This window comes from Paenibacillus sp. FSL H8-0048, from assembly GCF_038002825.1.
Classification (GTDB): domain Bacteria; phylum Bacillota; class Bacilli; order Paenibacillales; family Paenibacillaceae; genus Paenibacillus_AQ.
The window spans coordinates 5,739,908-5,756,667 of sequence record NZ_JBBODF010000001.1 but is presented as its reverse complement, the minus strand read 5'-3'; the positions used below and the strand labels follow the sequence as shown (position 1 = coordinate 5,756,667).

The window sequence follows — 16,760 nt, the reverse complement described above, 5'->3', positions numbered from 1 at the left end:
CCTGTAGTGAAATATCTTATATTATAAATTCATGATCCAGCAAAAAATCCCCCTGCAGCGGAATGCAGGAGGATCTGTAGCCATTCTTCTTCAGGGACTAGCGGTTAACCTGCCAGACCACATTGTCTTCATCCTGGCCGTTGACCGGCCACCAGTGGAAGCCTTCTCCGGCAAGCAGCTGGTCGGCTTCAACCGGACCCCAGGAGCCTGCAGGATAGGAAGCCAAGTCGTTGCTCTCTTCCTTCCACGCCTTGGCAATCCGGTCCACGAAGGACCAGGCCGAGGATACTTCATCCCAGCGGGTGAAGTAGGTGGAATCGCCGCGTGCAGCATCATGCAGCAGACGCTCATAAGCCTCCGGCGAGTTAATGCCGATCATGCAGCTCTGGCAGAAATCCATGGCCAGCGGCTGAATCTCGGATTCCGAGCCCGGCTTCTTCGCATTGATCTTCACATAGATGCCTTCCATCGGATTGACGCGGATGACGAGCAGGTTCGGCTCAAGCTTGTGCTTCTGGCCCAAGTAGACATTGGTCGGCATTCCTTTGAATTCTACAACCACTTCCGTGGTCTTCACAGGCAGGCGTTTGCCGGTGCGGATATAGAAAGGAACTCCAGCCCAGCGGAAGTTATCGACGAACACACGGGCTGCGAAATACGTTTCTGTATTCGATTCCGGGTCCACTTTGTCTTCCTGGCGGTAAGCCGGAAGCGTCTTGCCCTTGTAGAGACCTTGCGTGTATTGGCCGCGGACTACGTTCTCACGGACCTCATCAGCAGTAGCATAAGGACGCAGCGAACGAAGAACCTTCACCTTCTCATCACGGATATCTTCAGCCAGGAGACGGCTAGGCGGTTCCATAGCAATCATCGTCAGCAGCTGCAAAATATGGTTCTGGCCCATATCGCGCAGCGCCCCCGCATGATCGTAATACCCGCCGCGTTCTTCGACACCCACCGTCTCGCCGAGTGTAATCTGAATGTTGGCAATATGCTTGTTATTCCATAACGGCTCGAAGAAGGCATTGGCGAACCGGATCACTTCAATGTTCTGAACCATTTCCTTGCCCAGGTAGTGGTCAATCCGGTAAATCTCCTCTTCCTTGAAGACCTGGCGGATCTGTTCGTTCAGTTCCTCAGCGGATTCGAGATTGTAGCCGAACGGCTTCTCGATGACCAGTCGGTTCCAGCCTCTGGCCTGCAGCATCCCGCCTGCCTTGAGGTTGAAGGATACGCTGCCGAACAGCTCAGGCGCAAGCGCCAGATAGAACATGCGGTTGCCCGGAATATGGAACTTCTCTTCCAGCCGCTCCGTCTGCTCATTCAGCTCACGGAAGCCGTCAATATTATTGATGTCGAGTGACTTGTATTCAAAATGCTGTACGAACTCATTCCATTCCGCAGCATCTCCTGCCTGATACCGGCAGAACTCGCGGATGGATTCCTTCACATCTGCCCGGAATTCATCCTGGGTACGGGGACGCCGAGCCACGCCAACTACCGCAAAATCATGAGTCAGCTTGCCTTCACGGTACAAACTGTAAATCGCCGGAAAAAGCTTACGCCGCGCCAGATCTCCGGTTGCCCCGAAGATAAAGAATACAGCACCGGGTGTATGCAGTGCATCAAGGGTTTGATTTTCAGCCATGGCTCCTCATCTCTCTGTATGTAATATAGTTGACATTCATTCTCATCGCCTGGTATGAAACCACATACGACTATAGGCGTGATGTCATTTTATCATAATTGCACGGAGGATGCCATCACATTCCTGACAGTTTCTCTCGGGATTTCGCACTTTTCCATTACTCTTTCTTATGCCTTCAGCGGATTATGCTTATATTATGTCATTTACCTCAGTATTCGATTGTAATTAATGGCATTCCAAGGGTAATCCGGTTCTCGTCCGTGTTGACGTTCTTGTGAACTGCGAGCTGGAGGGCCAGGGCGTGGTTACCGCTGCTGACCATGCGCTGAAGACCCGGCACACTATAAGAATGGCTGGATGTAGAGACGTCAGCGTAGCTCTCCTCTGCCTGAATTCCGGGAAGCTCTGCGGCCAGTAACTGCTCCGCAGCAAGGAGTGCTGCCTGCGTTCCGCCCTGCGCCTTCGCTGGTGCCTGCAGCGAAGCATTCCACTCCGCAGCAATTCCCGCCTGGAGCATCGCCTCTCCTGCATCCGCCGCTGCGTCCGGCAGCTCCGGAGAGCCCAGAAGATCCGCCGTCTCCAGCGTAACAATACAATAGCTGCGTCCGCCGCCAAGCTCACTCCAGAACAGGGTCAGCTGTGTGCCGCCGCTGAGCTGCGTCGCAGAACGCCAAGCCCGGTGTCCTTCATCATCTGCGCTGCTAATTTCACCGAGCCCTAGCCGGTTGCTAAGGCTCTGTACCGCAGCCTCAGCAGCCTCAGCAGCCTCTTCGCCGCTATATTCCCCCTGCCATTTCAATACGAGCCGGAGCGGCGCGCCGGGAGCGGAGGCCTCTCCGCCCAGTGAGGTCAGCAGAGCCAGGGATTCCCGAAGCTCTCCAGCAGTTGTAGAAGCAACAGCATTCTTCTGTACACCGCTTACTCCTGCGGGCTCTGCGCTGCGGAATCCGCTCAACAGCAGCAGCGCACAGATCCCCGCCAGCACCAACACCAGTATCCCCTTGCTCCGCCCTTTATTCCCCACTTCGCATCTCCCTCTCAACCCGTTCTAGTAATCTACTAGACAGGTTATCCAATTTCAGAGAAAGATATACGAGCGAAGGCAAAAACACTTCCAAGATCATCCGGGCGGACTCACTTGAAAGTGCTCTATCGCTAGACCGGCCCTATTCCGCCAGTCCATTCTTATATGCATAAATAGCCGCCTGGGTCCGGTCTTCAACGCCCAGCTTGGCAAGAATATTCGTGACATGGAATTTCACCGTCTTGATTCCGATAATTAATTGATCGGCAATGTCCTGGTTGGACTTGCCTTGAGCTAACAGCTTCAGCACTTCCATCTCACGTTCCGTAAGCTCTTTGTAGGCAGGTGACTCACCTCTTGCATTGGAACGGAAGCGGTTCATCATCTTGGAGGCTACCTGCGACTCCAGCACCGACTGGCCTCTTGCAGCTGCCCGGATCGCATCTGCGACTTCGCTGGCCCGTGAGGTCTTAAGCAGGTAACTGAAGGCTCCGGCTTCAATCACCGGGTACATCTTCTCATCATCCAAATAACTGGTCAACACAATAACCTTGCAATCCGGGTATAGCTTCAGTAGCTGTCTAGTCGTCTCAATGCCATCCATGCCGTCCATGACCAGATCCATCAGTACAACATCCGGCGTATACTCCTGGGCCAGACGGATGCCCTCCTCGCCGCTTCCCGCTTCCCCGACGACCTCAATGCCATCCTCGGTGCCGAGCACCGCAGCAAGCCCGATCCGGACCATCTCATGATCGTCTACAAGCAGGACCTTGATTGCATCATCTTCTTCTATCTCCATCGTTACACCTGCCCCCTATTCATTGACTACCGGTACGGTAATATCGATCCGCAAGCCTTTGCCGGGAGCGGTGATGAACTGGATCGAGCCCCCGATCTCAGTAATCCGCTCCTGCATATTCGACAGACCGTAGGAGGTCTGCTTGCTGTCATCCATCTCGAAGCCGATTCCATCATCGCGCAGCGTCAGCCGGACCGTATCCCCCCGGCGGTGCAGGCGGATCTCCATCTTCTCCGCTTTGGCATGGCGGAGCGTATTCGAGATAGCCTCCTGCACAATACGGAACAAATGGTTCTCCACGCCCTTCAGCAGCTCTACACCCTGATCCATCTCGAACACAATATCAATCGGCACCTTGATCTTCAGTTCCTTAATCAGCTCCTGCAGACCTTCCTCCAGCCCCTTGCCTTCCAGATAGACCGGTCTTAGATGCAGCAGCAGTGCCCTCATCTCCGACTGGGCTACGGCTGACATCTCCTCGATCAGTGCGATTTGCCGCTGTGCCTTGTCAAAGTCCTTCTCCAGCGTCCGGCCCACGGCCGTTGCTGTCATTGAGATGGCGAACAGCTGCTGCGATACCGCATCATGCAGCTCCCGTGCCAGCCGCTGCCGCTCCTCTATGATTGCCGTAACCCTGGCCTGCTCAGCAAGCTTCGCGTTATTGGTCGAGAGCCGCTGCAGCGTATTCACCTGATTCTCCCACTTGCCGCTGATCCGCCCGAGCTGTTCCCCGAGCCGCCCCAGCTCATCATTGCCGAGGTCAGGCATGGCCGGGGTGAGATTGCCTTTCTCCCAGGCGACCAGGGTGGCCCGCAGTAATTCCAGCTTGCGCTTGCTGCGGAAGCCCTGATAGAATCCGTACCCGATCCCAAAAGCCATAGGAAGCAGAATTAGCGTCAATCCTGTCCTTACGCCAATCCGCCAGTCCTCGAATGGCCGTAATAAGCCATATGTATACATAATATATGTAATAACGAGCAGCATGAACAAAGAGAACAGAGCTCCCTCACCCATACTTCGCGTTACCATGTTACTGCTTTTTTTGTCCATGCCGGGAGCTCTCCTTTCTCTCTTGGCTCTAACATACTCTTAAGGGAAGCGTACGTCCAGATCCCCCATCAGATAAGAAATGTTAAATTTCACTTTATGCTCGCAGCTGTCATAGTTGGGTGACTTCCAGTTCAGCCGGTTCAGCATCCCCGTATCGCGGTTACTGCCGGACTCAATCGAGCCGAACAGCACAAATGCCTCAATCTCTACCCCGTAATCCTCAGACAGCAGAATATCCACATCACCAAAAATCCCCTGATACAGCATAATCGTCTCCTGCTCTTCCGCCATGGCCAGGGAAAGATCCACATCCACCTCACCCAGCACATGCCAGGCGCTCAGGCTGCGCATCACCCAAGGCGAGAGATCCCAGTCGAACCGGGAAGAAAAGCTTTGCTTCTGCACAAACCCCGCCTTGCGCTGCATTCTTTTCGATTTGACAAAGAACATCCCCAGCGAAACCAGGCAAATGCCAAGCACCAGCAGCAAATGATCCAGCAGCAGCAGCACCGCTCCGACTCCCATAAGCTTATAGCCTTGCTTGACCCTGCCCGACGTCGTCCGGTAGATTCCCAGCAGCAGGAACAGGAGTGCGACAATGGAGAAGAAGCCGATCCATTTGCCAAACATCATCAAGCAGCCTACACCAATCAATCCGATGGCAATCAACCGGTTCCGTTTATCCATTTCCGCACCTCCTAAGAGTTTTGCAAAGCAAAACTGACTTCGTAAGCATTAGCTGAGTTTTGCAAAGCAAAACTGACTTCGTAAGCATTGGCTGAGTTTTGCGAAGCACTACATCTTCAGCCTGCTGCATCCGCTACAAAAGCCATACCGGTATGGAGAATCCATACCGTATGGCTTTACCTTGATCAGCATATCATATCCGGCTGCTCTTTAGGAACAGGGATTATTGTTCTTTTTTATTCAAAGGAGGGGCTGCAGGAGTTGAGTTCAGCTTGTTCTTAAGTGCCGCAAGCTGCTCCTCTACCTTCAGTTCCTTCTCAGGATCTACCGGCTTAGCATATGCGGTTGCCGAAGGGCTATACGGAGCGCGCATCACATCTGCTTCCGCTTCGAGCTGCATGATCTTTTCTTCCATGCGGTGGAATCCAAGGGAGGCACTTCCGCTTTCAATGGAATGTACGCTGCTGATCTGGGACATTTGCTTCTTGGCCTTAGCCATTTGAGCGCGGGATACCAGTTCATTGCGTTTGTTGCGCATCTTGTAGAACTCATCCTTCATATCATGCAGCTGCTGCACCAATTCCTTGGCTTGCACTTCAGCCTGTGCGTGAAGCTCGCCATACTCGGTAAACTTCTGGTCGAAGTAGATTTTCTCTTCCAGCAGCTTACGGGTTACTTCCTCCTGCCCGTTCTTCAGCGCAAGCTCAGCCTGTGCCCCGCGTTGTCCGGCTACCTTGGCAGCTTCGTCCACACGCTGTTTCATACGGCGTTCATTAGCCATCTGCTTCGCTACAGTTACTTCAGCCTCATGAATCTCAGCCTCCATATCGCGCAGATACTGATTCAGCATCACAATCGGGTCCTCTACCTTATCCAACATATCGTTTACCGACGCCTTAGTCATATCTTTAATCCGTTTGAATACTCCCATAATTTACACTTCTCCCTTCTCGTATTTAGCAAGTTTTTGTTTGAGCTCTTCCACTTCTTTTTGCAGTGCCTTCTTCTCGATATCCTTCATCATGGCATCCAGGCCAGAATCGGGAGCTGCGTGAGCACTTGCCTTGTCATAGCCGGGATTGTAGCCCGGCTGTCCGCCATAGGGGCCATATCCCTGAGGTCCTTGGTGCGGAGCCTGTGGTCCGCGGCCATATTCAGGTCCGCCGGAGTAAGGTCCGCCGTACGGGCCACCCGGCGCGCCGGGTCCGGGACCGAAGGGATTGTACTGGTTAGGTTCCTTGGCAATCACCATTGCCGCGATAAAGTATACGAGGATCGTAGCTCCGCCGCTAAATGGAATACTGATCACCAGCAGAATCCGGAACAGGGTAGAGTCAATGCCGAGTGTCTCGGACAATCCGCCTGCCAGCCCTGTCATTACTTTGTCTCTTGTTGAACGATACAATCGGGTCATACTACTACTCCTTTCTGCCATCATTGTTCAGCTTCTCCTTTAGGCGGGCCATTTCTCTTTCGAGTACGGTTGCCACGGTCTCTCCGGCCTGCACCGCATATTCCTGTCCCATCCGGCGCAAGTCGCTCAGGCTTTTGGCTTCAAGCTCCCAGTCGGACATTTTGTCTTCCAGACGGCCGAACATTTTGGGAACATCTCCGCCGCCATAAGCACCCGCTCTTTGATTCATGCGTTGCTGCAACCGCAGCGACTCCATCCGTGCTGCATAGAACTGGCGTTTACTGTATACCGTCTGATACTCCATTTTGAGCTCGTTCAGCTGGGATTCCAGTTCGAAGAGTGATTGCTGGCTCGTCTCCAGCAGCCCGCTGTATTGCTCCAGCTTTTCCTCGTGGATAATTTTCTCCTGCAATGCCAGCTTGGCCAGATGATCTTCGCCTGCCTTGAGTGCGAGTAGCGCCTGCTCTTCACGTTTGTTCCTCATAGCGGTAGCCTGATTCACCTGCTGCTGCAATTGCTTCGTATGAGAAGCGTACTGCTGGTACAGCCGTTCGGCCTCCCCAATCTCTTCACGGGTTGAATGTAGAAATTGATCAATCAGCTTCACCGGATCCTGGCTCTGCTCCAGGCGTTCATTCAAGTTGGCTACGGTGATGTCCCTCATTCTGCGAAAAACACTCATGATTTCCTGCTCCCTCCCTGCTTCTTAATAAGTATGGACTATGTGTATTAGTATGTTCTGCTTTGTTTGCCTCTGAGTACCGAGATGCCCCACACTACCAGAGCAATACCCAGCAGCGGACCGATAATCCAGGAAAGCTTGGAGATCAGGGACATGACACCGATGAACAGCACCACCCAGCCGATAATCTTGCGGCCGCTCTTAATTCCGTAGTATCCGAGCGCAACCAGCACTGCCGGGAACAGGATACCGAAGATTCCTGAAATCAAGTGGGGCAGAATGCCAAGCAGCATTACCGCTCCGATTACAATCAGCGCAATCGCAAGTCCGTTACCTCTATTTCTTTGCATTTGTTATCACCGCCTTTCGCTGCTCTCTCTTTCTTATACCCTTATTCTAGGGCAATCCCGCATCTTTCAAAACAGACTGTGGACGGTTTTATGTACTGGACCTTAGTCGGGGATGGTTGCAGGACTTGGGCGTCTGGGCGATGCCTGTCGGCCGAAAAGCTCTATACACATGGGATAAAAGCATACCAAAAAGCCGGATGCTCTGTTAGAGTACCGGCTGTTGATACGCCCTTACTTTTAATGTAGCGGCCGCTGCTGCGGTTGTATATCAAGCGCTGCTTGAGTTGCCGCCGGCTGTGGCTTACTTCGGAAAAGAGTCACCAAAACCACGGCCCCGATAATGATCACGGCAGCGATCAGGGTGTTCAGGGTAAGCTTTTCGCCTACCAGCGCCCAGCCAAGCAGCACAGCGACTACCGGATTAACGAAGGCATATGTGGAGACGAGGGTAGCGTCAGCATTCTTAAGCAGCCAGATATAGGCTGTATAGCCGACAATGGAGCCGAAGGTGATCAGATAGGCCAGAGCCAGGTAAGATCGCATAGAAATGCCGGAGATATGAAGTGTGGACCAATCGCCGGTAAAATAAGAGAATATCACCAGCAGCGCGCCTCCTGTCAGCATCTGCGCCGCTGTCGCCATCAAGGGTGAGCCCGGCATGGTCGCGTTTCGGGAGTACATCGACCCCACTGCCCAGCTTATAGAAGCTGCCAGCACGGTAATAATTCCGAACAGATCAGTAGCGCTCCCCGTCTCCCCCTTCCCCGGTTGGAAGACCAATACAGCGATGCCGAGCAGTCCAAGTGCGATTCCTGCAATGACTCCGGTATTCGGCCGTTTGCCGCCGCGTCCAAGCCAGCCCATCAGCATCATCCAGACAGGCACTGCCGCCACAATGAGCGAAGCGATGGAGGAAGCGACCCTTTGCTCTGCCCAGGCTACAACCCCGTTGCCCCCAAGCAGCAGCAAGGCACCAACAATTGTTGAGGCGCGCCATTCACGCTTTACCGGACGCTTCGCTCCGCTTAATCTGGCTATGATATAAAGGACCACACCTGCCGTGAAAAAGCGGACCCCCGCCATCAGAAAAGGCGGCATCGTCTCGATGGCAATCTTCATGCCGACATAGGTGCCTCCCCAGAATAAATACACGGACAATAAAGCAATGGCAACTATGTACAGGGAGTTCACTTTCGCCTTCCGGTTCATATCGCTAGACCCCTTTCATCCCATCCTCATATATAGTAGACAAAATAAATGTCGTCGAGGTTTCCTTAGCATCAGGGATGCGAAGAATCTCATCGAGCAGCAGCGTAAGCACCTCCGGTGAGGTCACCCTCACTTTTAGCAGCATGCACCATTCTCCCGCCATCCGCTGGCATTCTATAATGCTTACTCCCGGAATTTCAATGCTGATGATCTTACCGGCGGCTTCCTGGAAGCTCTGGCTGACAACCTTCACGGATACCAAAACCTTGATCTTCTGATCAAGCTTCCCCCAGTCTACAATTCCCCTGTACCCTTTGATCACGCCGTTCTTCTCCAGCTTACCGACCCTTTGATGCACTGATGGCCGGGAGATATGCATCAGCTTGCCGATCTCTTCGTGCGACAGTCTCCCATTCGTTTCCAGCAGCTTCAGAATTTTGACATCCAGTTCATCCATAAGACCGCCTCCTGGGCAAATTATAGCATGATTCCTTCTGAAAATAACTAATCGTTAGCATCTATTCACTAATTCAAACGATTCGTAATTCAAAAAAAGAAATGTACAGGATATTCGTTATTTTCTGGACGCAAATTAGTATCGAGCCTAACGATTCGTAGGTGCAGGCGGCGATTCCCCTCCCGGCAGTCCGCCGCCAAAAATGCTCCCCTCCGCAAGCCCCGACACGAACCGCTGCAGCCAGGCATAGTACTCGGCCGCATGCTCCAGCTTCTCCAGATCTCTGAGGCAGGCTTGTCGCTCCTCTTCGGGTGTGTCTGCTGCATGGGCCAGTGCCTTGAGGCCCGGGACCCCGGCTGCCATCGCTTCCTGCATCACATCGATCTCCCGCTGAAGCTTCAGGGTGAAGAAGTTCCGGAAGGCCTCGAAGAAGTCTGTCTCCGCTGCATACAGCTCCTTCCGCTCACGCTTCTCCGGTAGCTTCGTAACCATCCGGGAGGCGATCAGGGAGCGGACTCCGTAGCTCATGTTGCTTTTACTCATATTCATGACCTGCTTCATTTCCTCCAGCGTCATCGGCTTGTCCTCGAAGAACATCACCCCGTACAGCTGTCCGAAGGAATAATTCGCTCCATATAAATCCATGGTCTGGGCTATGGCATCGATCACCGGGCCGAGCAGCTGCTCCCGGGGCGAACGGTGCGTATGTTCCTCGCCGAATGCGGCCTGCTTCATCAGGTGGCACCTCATTTTCACATAGAATCGTTCTCTCTACACTACACAATACCGCAGCTATACGGCAATCATCCTACAAATTTTACACAAAATCCGACCGGGTTTTACCCCCGCTTGACCACAAGGCTGGCTCATGAGTGTACAATTTTTTTTGAACAGAGGAGCTGTCCTTTGCATTATACCGCATCAACCAATATGGATGAAATGGAGAATATGGACGAAAATGACACGTTCAAAGTTAATCAGCGGCCTCAGGCCCGTGCTGTTCACTCTGCCGGCCATGATCCCGTTCGCCGTGTTCTGGCTTGCGCCACTGCTGTATGTGCTGTATCTCAGCTTCACGGAATGGGATTTCATGAGCCCGGAGAAAACCTTTGTCGGCTGGGAGAATTATACCGATCTGCTCAGCAACCCGGCTTTTTACAAAGCGCTTAGGGTGACCGTACTCTTCTGCCTCGGCAGTGTGCTGCCGGTGATCCTGCTCGGATTGGGGCTGGCCCTAATAATGAACAAAAAGCTAAAAGGATCGGCACTATATCAAGTGCTGCTGTTCTCGCCTTGGGTGACGCCAACCGTCGCTGTGTCTATCGTTTGGTCCTGGATCTATCAGCCTGAAGCGGGACTTGCGAATGCGGTGCTTAACTTCTTCGGCCTGGACTCCATCGGCTGGCTGCAGGACCCCAAATGGGCATTAACCGGTGTCCTGCTGGTCACGATCTGGAAGTCGGTAGGCTGGGCAATGATCTTTTATCTGGTGGCCCTGCGCAATGTGCCTTCCGATCTGCTGGAAGCCGGGGAATTGGACGGGGCAAGCCCGGTGCAGAAGTTCCTGCGGATTACATGGCCGCTGATCTCACCGACCACTCTTTTCTTATTCGTGGTACAGCTAGTCTCGGCACTTCAGGCCTATGACCAGATTAATGTGCTGACCCAGGGCGGCCCGTCCGGCTCCACCCGTACTCTGCTCTATCTATATTATCAGTCTGCCTTCGAATCGTTCCAGATTGGAGAGGCTTCTTCCGTAGCTGTCGTTCTGGTCTTGATCTGCATGCTGCTGTCGGTCCTCTCTTTCGGGATCAGCAAACGGACCACTCATTATCAATAGAAGCTATCTCATCCACTCCTAAGGAGGTCTCACCGCTTGCCTATATTCTCACGTATCAGCGGGCTGGTCCATCAGATTTTTTTCGCCGCGCTTGCTCTTCTGATGGCCTTCCCGTTCTATTGGATGGTTACGAGTGCCCTCAAGACCAATGATGAAATCTGGCGTTCCCCGCCCACCCTCTGGCCTGAGGTGCCGCTGTGGGGCAACTTCGCCGCTGCCTGGAACGAGGCGCCGTTCGCCAGATATATGGGTAACAGTATCTTCGTCGCTGTCTCCATTGTCCTCCTGCAATCGATCAATTCCGGGATGATGGCTTATGCGCTGACGCATATGAAATTCCGCCTGAAGGGCGTTTTTGCCGGAGTGATTCTGTTCGGTTATATGGTTCCTGCAACGGCAGTCTACCTGCCCGGCTATCTGGTCCTCTCTGAGCTGCACTTGCTGAACTCCTATGCGGGCCTGATTCTCTCCAACTGTGTGAGCATCTTCTCGATCTTCCTGATCAGGCAGGCCTTCCTTCAAGTCTCGCATGAGCTGGTGGAGGCCGGTGAAGTAGACGGTGCTTCGCATATGCGGATTCTCTGGACGATCCTTGTACCGGTCACAAGATCCTCATTCGCCGTGCTGGCGCTGATCACCTTCATTGACCAATACAACAATTACTTCTGGCCGATGCTCATTACGAAGGACCCCAGCCTGCAGCTGGTCTCGGCCGGTCTGCGCAGCTTCTTCGTGGAAGGAGGTGCTTACGGACTGAAATGGCCGCTCATCATGGCCGCCAGCGCCTTCACAATTGCCCCGCTGCTGCTAGTCTTCCTGCTGGCGCAGAAAACGATAATGCAAAGTGTCAACATGACCGCAGGCTCAAGCAAAGGCTAACACCCAAACTTCCATACCCAAGAGGAGAATGATGATGAACGTTTTCAAAAAAGTGTCTGCAGTATCCCTGATCGCCGGACTCTCCGTACTCACTGCTTGCGGCGGAAATGCCGCTCCCGGCAATGCAGCCACAGCAGGCGGAGCAGCCTCCGAAGTCCCTGTTGCCAATGCTGCTCCGGCAGGAGGCGCACCAGTCACGATTGAATTCTGGTATGGGCTCGGCGGCAAGCTGGGTGAAAACATGGAATCGCTAATTCAGAAATTCAACGCCTCCCAGCAGGAGGTTGTTGTCAAGGGGATCGTGCAGGGGGATTATACAGAGACCGAACAGAAGCTTCAGGCCGCGATTGCTGCCGGGCAGGTCCCGGCGGTGGTTCTCTCCTCCAATATCGCTTGGGCGCGCAAGGGTTATTACGCCCCGATGGATGAGCTGATTGCCGGGCAGCCGGACTTCAATAAAGAGGATTTCGTCCAGACCTTCCTGAACCAGGGCCAGGTGGACGGCAAGCAGTATTTCCTCCCGATGTATGGATCGACCCAGGTGATGTACTACCGTAAGGATGCTTTTGCGAAAAGCGGCATAGACGCCAGCCAGATTAAGACCTGGGAAGACCTCGCTGCGGCCGCGAAAAAGATGACCGTCTCCGAAGGCGGCAAAACCACCTTCTACGGCTGGGAACCGATGTGGGGCTCCGGCAATATGATTGATGCCGCTCTCAGCAAAGGGGGCAGTATTCTTAGTGAGGACGGCACCAAGGTCACGATTGATTCCCCGGAGTGGATCGACACCTGGGAGTTCTTCCGCAAAGCCATTCATGAGGATAAGACCATGCGTATCCATTCCGGCGGACAAGGCTGGGAGTACTGGTACAAGACGATTGATGATGTGATGAAAGGCCAGGCGGCCGGATACACCGGCTCCAGCGGCGACCAGGGCGACCTCGATTTCAGCGTCGTCTCCGCTATGGAGCAACCGGGCTGGGCCGGAGCCGGCGAAGGCAAACCTGTCGCCGGGGCGAGTATGGCCGGTATTCCTGCCCAAGCCGGAGACGCCGAGAAGCAGGCAGCGATGAAATGGCTGACCTACTTCACAAGCTCCGAGAATACGGCTTTCTGGTCCATAAACACCGGATATATTAGCGTACGCCAGTCCGCCCTGCAAGATCCGGCCTTCGTTGCCTTCAGTGAGAGCAACCCGCAGATCAAGATTCCTTTGCAGCAGGCGGCTCATGCTTCCGCTCCGTTCCAGGACCCGACCGGCGGCAAGATTAACGATGCGCTTAAGATCGCTGCGGACAAGGTGCAGATTGAAAATATTCCGGCAGCCGAGGCGCTGAAGGAAGCGCAGCAGACAGCTCAGGCGGCACTGGATAAGCTGAAATAGAACGTTATGCCGGTATGCAGATATGCAGGACAGATAGACCGCCGTCTGATTAAGGCGGTGGTCTGTATCTGAACAGGGAAGCTTCACTACTGTTCTACTAATAAAAGGGGGACGCTGCATGATTGAGCTTAATACTCCGCAAGGAAACTATCCCGTATCGGCCATCCTGTTCGACAAGGATGGAACATTGCTGCAGTTCCTATCCCTCTGGGGAAGCTGGGGCGAGTGCTTCCTGGACCAGTTCGCCCGGAGGCTTGAACAGCGCGGCCTGAGCTTTCCTGAGCTGCACCGGTCCTCTCTGCTGGGAACGGTTCATGATGCCGCAGGGAGAATCACCGATTACGACCGTAACGGCCCGCTCGCCATGGGCACAATGAGCGATCTGTATGCCATACTATCCTGGCAGGGCTATACTCTTGGCCTATCCTGGGCCGAAGCGGTTGAACTGGTGGACGCCTGCCGGAATGCAGCGGATGCGATGCTGGAGCAGAGCCGTCCGGTCCGCCCGCTCCCCGGGCTGGTGCCCTTTCTGGACGCATGCGCTTCCCAGGGCATACCTATGGCCGTAGTGACTGCCGATGAAACTGCGGCAGCCGAGAGTCATCTGCGCTGGCTGGGCATCCGCCAGTATTTCACAGCCGTGATCGGCACCGATCAGGTGGAGCGGGGCAAGCCCTTCCCCGACATGGCGCTGCTTGCCTGCGGGCGGCTGGGGGTATCTCCGGCTGAAGCCGCCGTGATCGGCGATACGAACGGAGATATGCGGATGGCTGCGGCTGCGGGCGCTGCCGTAGCCATTGGGATTGCCGGCGGAGTCACCGCCGGGCTGGCGGCTTCAGCTGCGGCGGAAGGACTGGCCGCAAATGCGGGCAGGAACGGGCAGGCGGCAAGCCGGGTTACTGCGGCGGCATCTGCCGCAAGCGGGTCGGGTGATGCGCACGGAGCGGCTGATGTGGGCCGAAGCGGGCTGACGGCAGACATGCAGGCTGACGGGGTTCTTTTGCCGGATGCAGATTGTGTCGTGTCCTCTTATGCTGAGCTTGGCGTACGAAGGATAGCACGATGAAGGCCGAAGGGGCTTTGGCCTGGGTATTTCTTGCCTTGGCTATTGTCTTCGAGCTGTCCGGTACGGTCTCCATGAAGCTGTCTCATGGCCTCACCCGGCCCTGGCCCTCGGTGCTGATGTTCGTATTCTACGGAATCAGCTTCACCTCGCTGAGTGTCGCACTCACCTCCATCAAGGTTGGAGTCGCTTATGCCGTATGGTCCGGGGCGGGTATCCTCCTGATTTCTCTGGCGGGGGCTTTGTTTTTCGAAGAGCGGCTGACGGGTTCCTCCCTCCTGTGGGTGACTGTAATTGTAGCCGGGATTGTTGGCTTGAACATTAGTGCCAAGGGGCATTAATCTGACTAATAAAATATTTCAAGGAGGCTTCACTTGCCTATGAATACATCCGCCACACCCGGCGTGACTGAACCGCTGTTGACGTTCCAGATTATTACTGACACCCATGTCACGTCCAATCCCGAGCATGAGTACAATCAGAACTTCGGACGGGCACTTGAGGACATAGCGGGACATGCCCAAGGCAGCAGCGGGATCATGCACATTGGAGATATTACGAACAATGGCTTCCCGGAGGAGTATGAGGAAGTCCAGCGTATTCTTGAACAGCATCAGGCCTCACTGCCGCAGATTCGTTACACCCTGGGCAACCATGACGTCGGCCTCGGACATTGGGAATCCCGCCTTGCGATGTATACTTCCCGCATGGGGATGCCAGGTCCTTATCATGATCACTGGATCGGCGGGTATCATTTCATCTTCCTGGGAACTGAGGAAGGGCTGCAGACGTTCTGCAATCTATCCGCTGAACAGCTGCAGTGGCTGGACCGCAAGCTTGGGGAATGTGCACCGGACAAACCGGAGCCTGACGGGCAAATGCAGCCGCACCCGGAACAGGCTCACCTGCCGGATCAGCCCGTATTCCTCTTCCTGCACCAGCCGTTGAAGGATACGGTAGCCGGTTCTCTGGAATCTCAGGAATGGTACGGGGTAACTCAGGATCAGGAGCTGCGCACTATTCTGTTGCAGCACCCTCAGACCCTGCTGTTCACCGGGCATACCCACTGGGAGCTGGAGGTCAGCAACACGATGGTTCCCGGCAACGGACAGACGGCTACGATGTTCAACGCTGCTTCGGTAGCCTACCTCTGGACGGATGCGGATGAACACAAGAACGGCAGCCAAGGCTATTATATAGAAGTCTATGCTGATAAAGTGCTTGTGCGGGGACGGGATTTTACAACGGGGACCTGGATTGAAGCTGCGCAATATGAGGTATCGTATCCTGTTAGCGCTCTACTGTAAGTTAGGGAATCATTGATGTTCTACTCACAATAAAAAGCTGCCCCAATCAGCCATTTGATGGCTTTTGGGACAGCTTTTTCGTTTATCAACTATTTAAAAGCAGGCAACGCGATGTCCGCGTAATTATCCTCCAGGAACTTCTTCACTTCCGGGCCGCTGATCGCCTTCGCCAGCTTCTGGATGGCCTCGGAATCCTTGTTGTCCTCACGGGCAACGAGGGTAATGGTGAAGGCTGAATCTTCACGCTCGGTGATCAGCGCATCCTTCTTCGGAGTCAGACCCAGCGGGCTCGCGTAGGCTGGCGTCATCGCTACCAGATCCGCATCATCCAGCATCCGGGCCAGCATCAGCAGATCGACCTCCTCGAACTTATAGTTCTTCGGATTGGCGGTAATATCGGCTTGCGTAGCCTGAATCCCTATGCCATCCTTCAGCGTAATCAATCCGGCATCTGCGAACATTTGCAGGGAGCGTCCAATGTTGGACGGATCATTCGCCATCACGAGCGTTGCTCCCTCCGGCAGATCGGCAATGTTCTTGAAGCGCTTGGAGTACCCGCCGTAGATGGCATCATACACAGGCTGAACGGGCACCAGCTTTGCACCTTTGCTGGCATTGAACTGCTCCATGTAAGGGACATGCTGGAAGAAGTTCGCATCCACCTCTTTGTTCGCCAGCGCTTCGTTCGGCTGCACGTTATCAGACAGCACAACAACCTCCATGTCTACGCCTTCTTCCTTCAGAATAGGCTTCACAATATCGAGGATATCCGTCATTGGCGGAATCAGCGAGGCTACCTTGATCTTCACAGGCCCGGTGCTGGTAGCTGCCGGTGTCTCTTCAGCTTCTTTGTTGTTGCCGCAGCCTGCCAGCGCAAGCGTCAATACAAGCAGTACCAGTGCAAACGTGGTGGTCATTCTTCCTGTTCTTTTCATGATCTCTCTTAAGCCCCCATTATTGTATA

19 protein-coding genes are annotated in these 16,760 nt (G+C 54.2%); 6 read left to right on the top strand and 13 right to left on the bottom strand.

The features are described from left to right. Positions 1 to 97 precede the first annotated feature (97 nt). The 12 genes from zwf to NSU18_RS24885 all read right to left on the bottom strand — a co-directional run bounded on the left by zwf (position 98) and on the right by NSU18_RS24885 (position 10,058). Positions 98 to 1,648 (bottom strand): glucose-6-phosphate dehydrogenase, encoded by a 1,551-nt coding sequence (zwf, locus tag NSU18_RS24940; RefSeq protein ID WP_341016755.1) that lies wholly within the window; start codon positions 1,646 to 1,648, stop codon positions 98 to 100. A 208-nt stretch (positions 1,649 to 1,856) separates the two neighbouring features. After that, positions 1,857 to 2,672: a YwmB family TATA-box binding protein gene (locus tag NSU18_RS24935; protein WP_341150307.1), complete on the bottom strand. Its 816-nt coding sequence runs from the start codon at positions 2,670 to 2,672 to the stop codon at positions 1,857 to 1,859. A 142-nt stretch (positions 2,673 to 2,814) separates the two neighbouring features. Beyond that, on the bottom strand, positions 2,815 to 3,474 hold the full coding sequence (locus NSU18_RS24930; protein ID WP_341016752.1) for a response regulator transcription factor: 660 nt from the start codon (positions 3,472 to 3,474) through the stop codon (positions 2,815 to 2,817). 15 nt (positions 3,475 to 3,489) lie between these two features. Then, positions 3,490 to 4,524 carry a sensor histidine kinase gene (locus NSU18_RS24925; protein WP_341016751.1) on the bottom strand — a complete coding sequence of 345 codons (1,035 nt, stop codon included), beginning with the start codon at positions 4,522 to 4,524 and terminating at the stop codon, positions 3,490 to 3,492. A 39-nt stretch (positions 4,525 to 4,563) separates the two neighbouring features. After that, positions 4,564 to 5,211 carry a cell wall-active antibiotics response protein LiaF gene (gene liaF, locus NSU18_RS24920; protein ID WP_341016750.1) on the bottom strand — a complete coding sequence of 216 codons (648 nt, stop codon included), beginning with the start codon at positions 5,209 to 5,211 and terminating at the stop codon, positions 4,564 to 4,566. 223 nt (positions 5,212 to 5,434) lie between these two features. Continuing rightward, a complete protein-coding gene (locus NSU18_RS24915) occupies positions 5,435 to 6,142 on the bottom strand; it encodes a PspA/IM30 family protein (protein WP_036700284.1) in 708 nt (235 codons plus the stop codon). Between the two features lie 3 nt (positions 6,143 to 6,145). Next, entirely contained in the window at positions 6,146 to 6,625 is a 480-nt protein-coding gene (locus NSU18_RS24910; protein ID WP_341016749.1) for a PspC domain-containing protein, read from the bottom strand. Positions 6,626 to 6,629: 4 nt separating this feature from the next. Continuing rightward, positions 6,630 to 7,307 (bottom strand): PspA/IM30 family protein, encoded by a 678-nt coding sequence (locus NSU18_RS24905; protein WP_341016747.1) that lies wholly within the window; start codon positions 7,305 to 7,307, stop codon positions 6,630 to 6,632. 47 nt (positions 7,308 to 7,354) lie between these two features. Next, a complete protein-coding gene (locus NSU18_RS24900; protein ID WP_341150306.1) occupies positions 7,355 to 7,657 on the bottom strand; it encodes a LiaF transmembrane domain-containing protein in 303 nt (100 codons plus the stop codon). 237 nt (positions 7,658 to 7,894) lie between these two features. Then, a complete protein-coding gene (locus NSU18_RS24895) occupies positions 7,895 to 8,866 on the bottom strand; it encodes an EamA family transporter (RefSeq protein ID WP_341150305.1) in 972 nt (323 codons plus the stop codon). 4 nt (positions 8,867 to 8,870) lie between these two features. Continuing rightward, positions 8,871 to 9,323 (bottom strand): Lrp/AsnC family transcriptional regulator, encoded by a 453-nt coding sequence (locus NSU18_RS24890; protein ID WP_341150304.1) that lies wholly within the window; start codon positions 9,321 to 9,323, stop codon positions 8,871 to 8,873. A 147-nt stretch (positions 9,324 to 9,470) separates the two neighbouring features. Further along, positions 9,471 to 10,058, bottom strand: coding sequence for a GbsR/MarR family transcriptional regulator (locus tag NSU18_RS24885; RefSeq protein WP_341150303.1), 588 nt, complete (start codon positions 10,056 to 10,058; stop codon positions 9,471 to 9,473). 223 nt (positions 10,059 to 10,281) lie between these two features. On the opposite strand from NSU18_RS24885, the gene NSU18_RS24880 reads away from it, so the two are divergent. From NSU18_RS24880 to NSU18_RS24855, 6 genes are all read left to right on the top strand, one after another. Beyond that, positions 10,282 to 11,163 carry a carbohydrate ABC transporter permease gene (locus NSU18_RS24880; RefSeq protein WP_341016741.1) on the top strand — a complete coding sequence of 294 codons (882 nt, stop codon included), beginning with the start codon at positions 10,282 to 10,284 and terminating at the stop codon, positions 11,161 to 11,163. A 36-nt stretch (positions 11,164 to 11,199) separates the two neighbouring features. After that, complete coding sequence (locus tag NSU18_RS24875) at positions 11,200 to 12,042, top strand: carbohydrate ABC transporter permease (RefSeq protein ID WP_341016740.1); 843 nt, start codon at positions 11,200 to 11,202, stop codon at positions 12,040 to 12,042. Between the two features lie 34 nt (positions 12,043 to 12,076). Then, positions 12,077 to 13,426 carry an ABC transporter substrate-binding protein gene (locus NSU18_RS24870; protein ID WP_341016739.1) on the top strand — a complete coding sequence of 450 codons (1,350 nt, stop codon included), beginning with the start codon at positions 12,077 to 12,079 and terminating at the stop codon, positions 13,424 to 13,426. 118 nt (positions 13,427 to 13,544) lie between these two features. Next, positions 13,545 to 14,492: an HAD family hydrolase gene (locus NSU18_RS24865; RefSeq protein ID WP_341150302.1), complete on the top strand. Its 948-nt coding sequence runs from the start codon at positions 13,545 to 13,547 to the stop codon at positions 14,490 to 14,492. Beyond that, positions 14,489 to 14,830, top strand: coding sequence for a DMT family transporter (locus tag NSU18_RS24860; RefSeq protein WP_339220248.1), 342 nt, complete (start codon positions 14,489 to 14,491; stop codon positions 14,828 to 14,830). The genes NSU18_RS24865 and NSU18_RS24860 overlap by 4 nt, the downstream gene beginning before the upstream one ends. Positions 14,831 to 14,869: 39 nt before the next feature. Continuing rightward, a complete protein-coding gene (locus NSU18_RS24855) occupies positions 14,870 to 15,796 on the top strand; it encodes a metallophosphoesterase family protein (RefSeq protein WP_341016736.1) in 927 nt (308 codons plus the stop codon). Between the two features lie 89 nt (positions 15,797 to 15,885). Here the strand turns inward: NSU18_RS24855 and NSU18_RS24850 are convergent, their stop codons facing one another. Beyond that, a complete protein-coding gene (locus tag NSU18_RS24850) occupies positions 15,886 to 16,713 on the bottom strand; it encodes a MetQ/NlpA family ABC transporter substrate-binding protein (RefSeq protein WP_445321873.1) in 828 nt (275 codons plus the stop codon). Between the last annotated feature and the right edge of the window lie 47 nt (positions 16,714 to 16,760).

What these genes read in the sequence shown, in the direction of transcription:
- NSU18_RS24925 (WP_341016751.1), bottom strand. Translation starts at nt 4,524, where the DNA reads ATGGACAAAAAAAGCAGTAACATGGTAACGCGAAGTATGGGTGAGGGA.
- NSU18_RS24895 (WP_341150305.1), bottom strand. Translation starts at nt 8,866, where the DNA reads ATGAACCGGAAGGCGAAAGTGAACTCCCTGTACATAGTTGCCATTGCT.
- NSU18_RS24865 (WP_341150302.1), top strand. Translation starts at nt 13,545, where the DNA reads ATGATTGAGCTTAATACTCCGCAAGGAAACTATCCCGTATCGGCCATC.
- NSU18_RS24860 (WP_339220248.1), top strand. Translation starts at nt 14,489, where the DNA reads ATGAAGGCCGAAGGGGCTTTGGCCTGGGTATTTCTTGCCTTGGCTATT.
- NSU18_RS24870 (WP_341016739.1), top strand. Translation starts at nt 12,077, where the DNA reads ATGAACGTTTTCAAAAAAGTGTCTGCAGTATCCCTGATCGCCGGACTC.
- NSU18_RS24890 (WP_341150304.1), bottom strand. Translation starts at nt 9,323, where the DNA reads ATGGATGAACTGGATGTCAAAATTCTGAAGCTGCTGGAAACGAATGGG.
- zwf (WP_341016755.1), bottom strand. Translation starts at nt 1,648, where the DNA reads ATGGCTGAAAATCAAACCCTTGATGCACTGCATACACCCGGTGCTGTA.
- NSU18_RS24900 (WP_341150306.1), bottom strand. Translation starts at nt 7,657, where the DNA reads ATGCAAAGAAATAGAGGTAACGGACTTGCGATTGCGCTGATTGTAATC.
- NSU18_RS24855 (WP_341016736.1), top strand. Translation starts at nt 14,870, where the DNA reads ATGAATACATCCGCCACACCCGGCGTGACTGAACCGCTGTTGACGTTC.
- NSU18_RS24930 (WP_341016752.1), bottom strand. Translation starts at nt 3,474, where the DNA reads ATGGAGATAGAAGAAGATGATGCAATCAAGGTCCTGCTTGTAGACGAT.
- NSU18_RS24880 (WP_341016741.1), top strand. Translation starts at nt 10,282, where the DNA reads ATGACACGTTCAAAGTTAATCAGCGGCCTCAGGCCCGTGCTGTTCACT.
- NSU18_RS24885 (WP_341150303.1), bottom strand. Translation starts at nt 10,058, where the DNA reads ATGAAGCAGGCCGCATTCGGCGAGGAACATACGCACCGTTCGCCCCGG.
- NSU18_RS24850 (WP_445321873.1), bottom strand. Translation starts at nt 16,713, where the DNA reads ATGACCACCACGTTTGCACTGGTACTGCTTGTATTGACGCTTGCGCTG.
- NSU18_RS24915 (WP_036700284.1), bottom strand. Translation starts at nt 6,142, where the DNA reads ATGGGAGTATTCAAACGGATTAAAGATATGACTAAGGCGTCGGTAAAC.
- NSU18_RS24910 (WP_341016749.1), bottom strand. Translation starts at nt 6,625, where the DNA reads ATGACCCGATTGTATCGTTCAACAAGAGACAAAGTAATGACAGGGCTG.
- liaF (WP_341016750.1), bottom strand. Translation starts at nt 5,211, where the DNA reads ATGGATAAACGGAACCGGTTGATTGCCATCGGATTGATTGGTGTAGGC.
- NSU18_RS24905 (WP_341016747.1), bottom strand. Translation starts at nt 7,307, where the DNA reads ATGAGTGTTTTTCGCAGAATGAGGGACATCACCGTAGCCAACTTGAAT.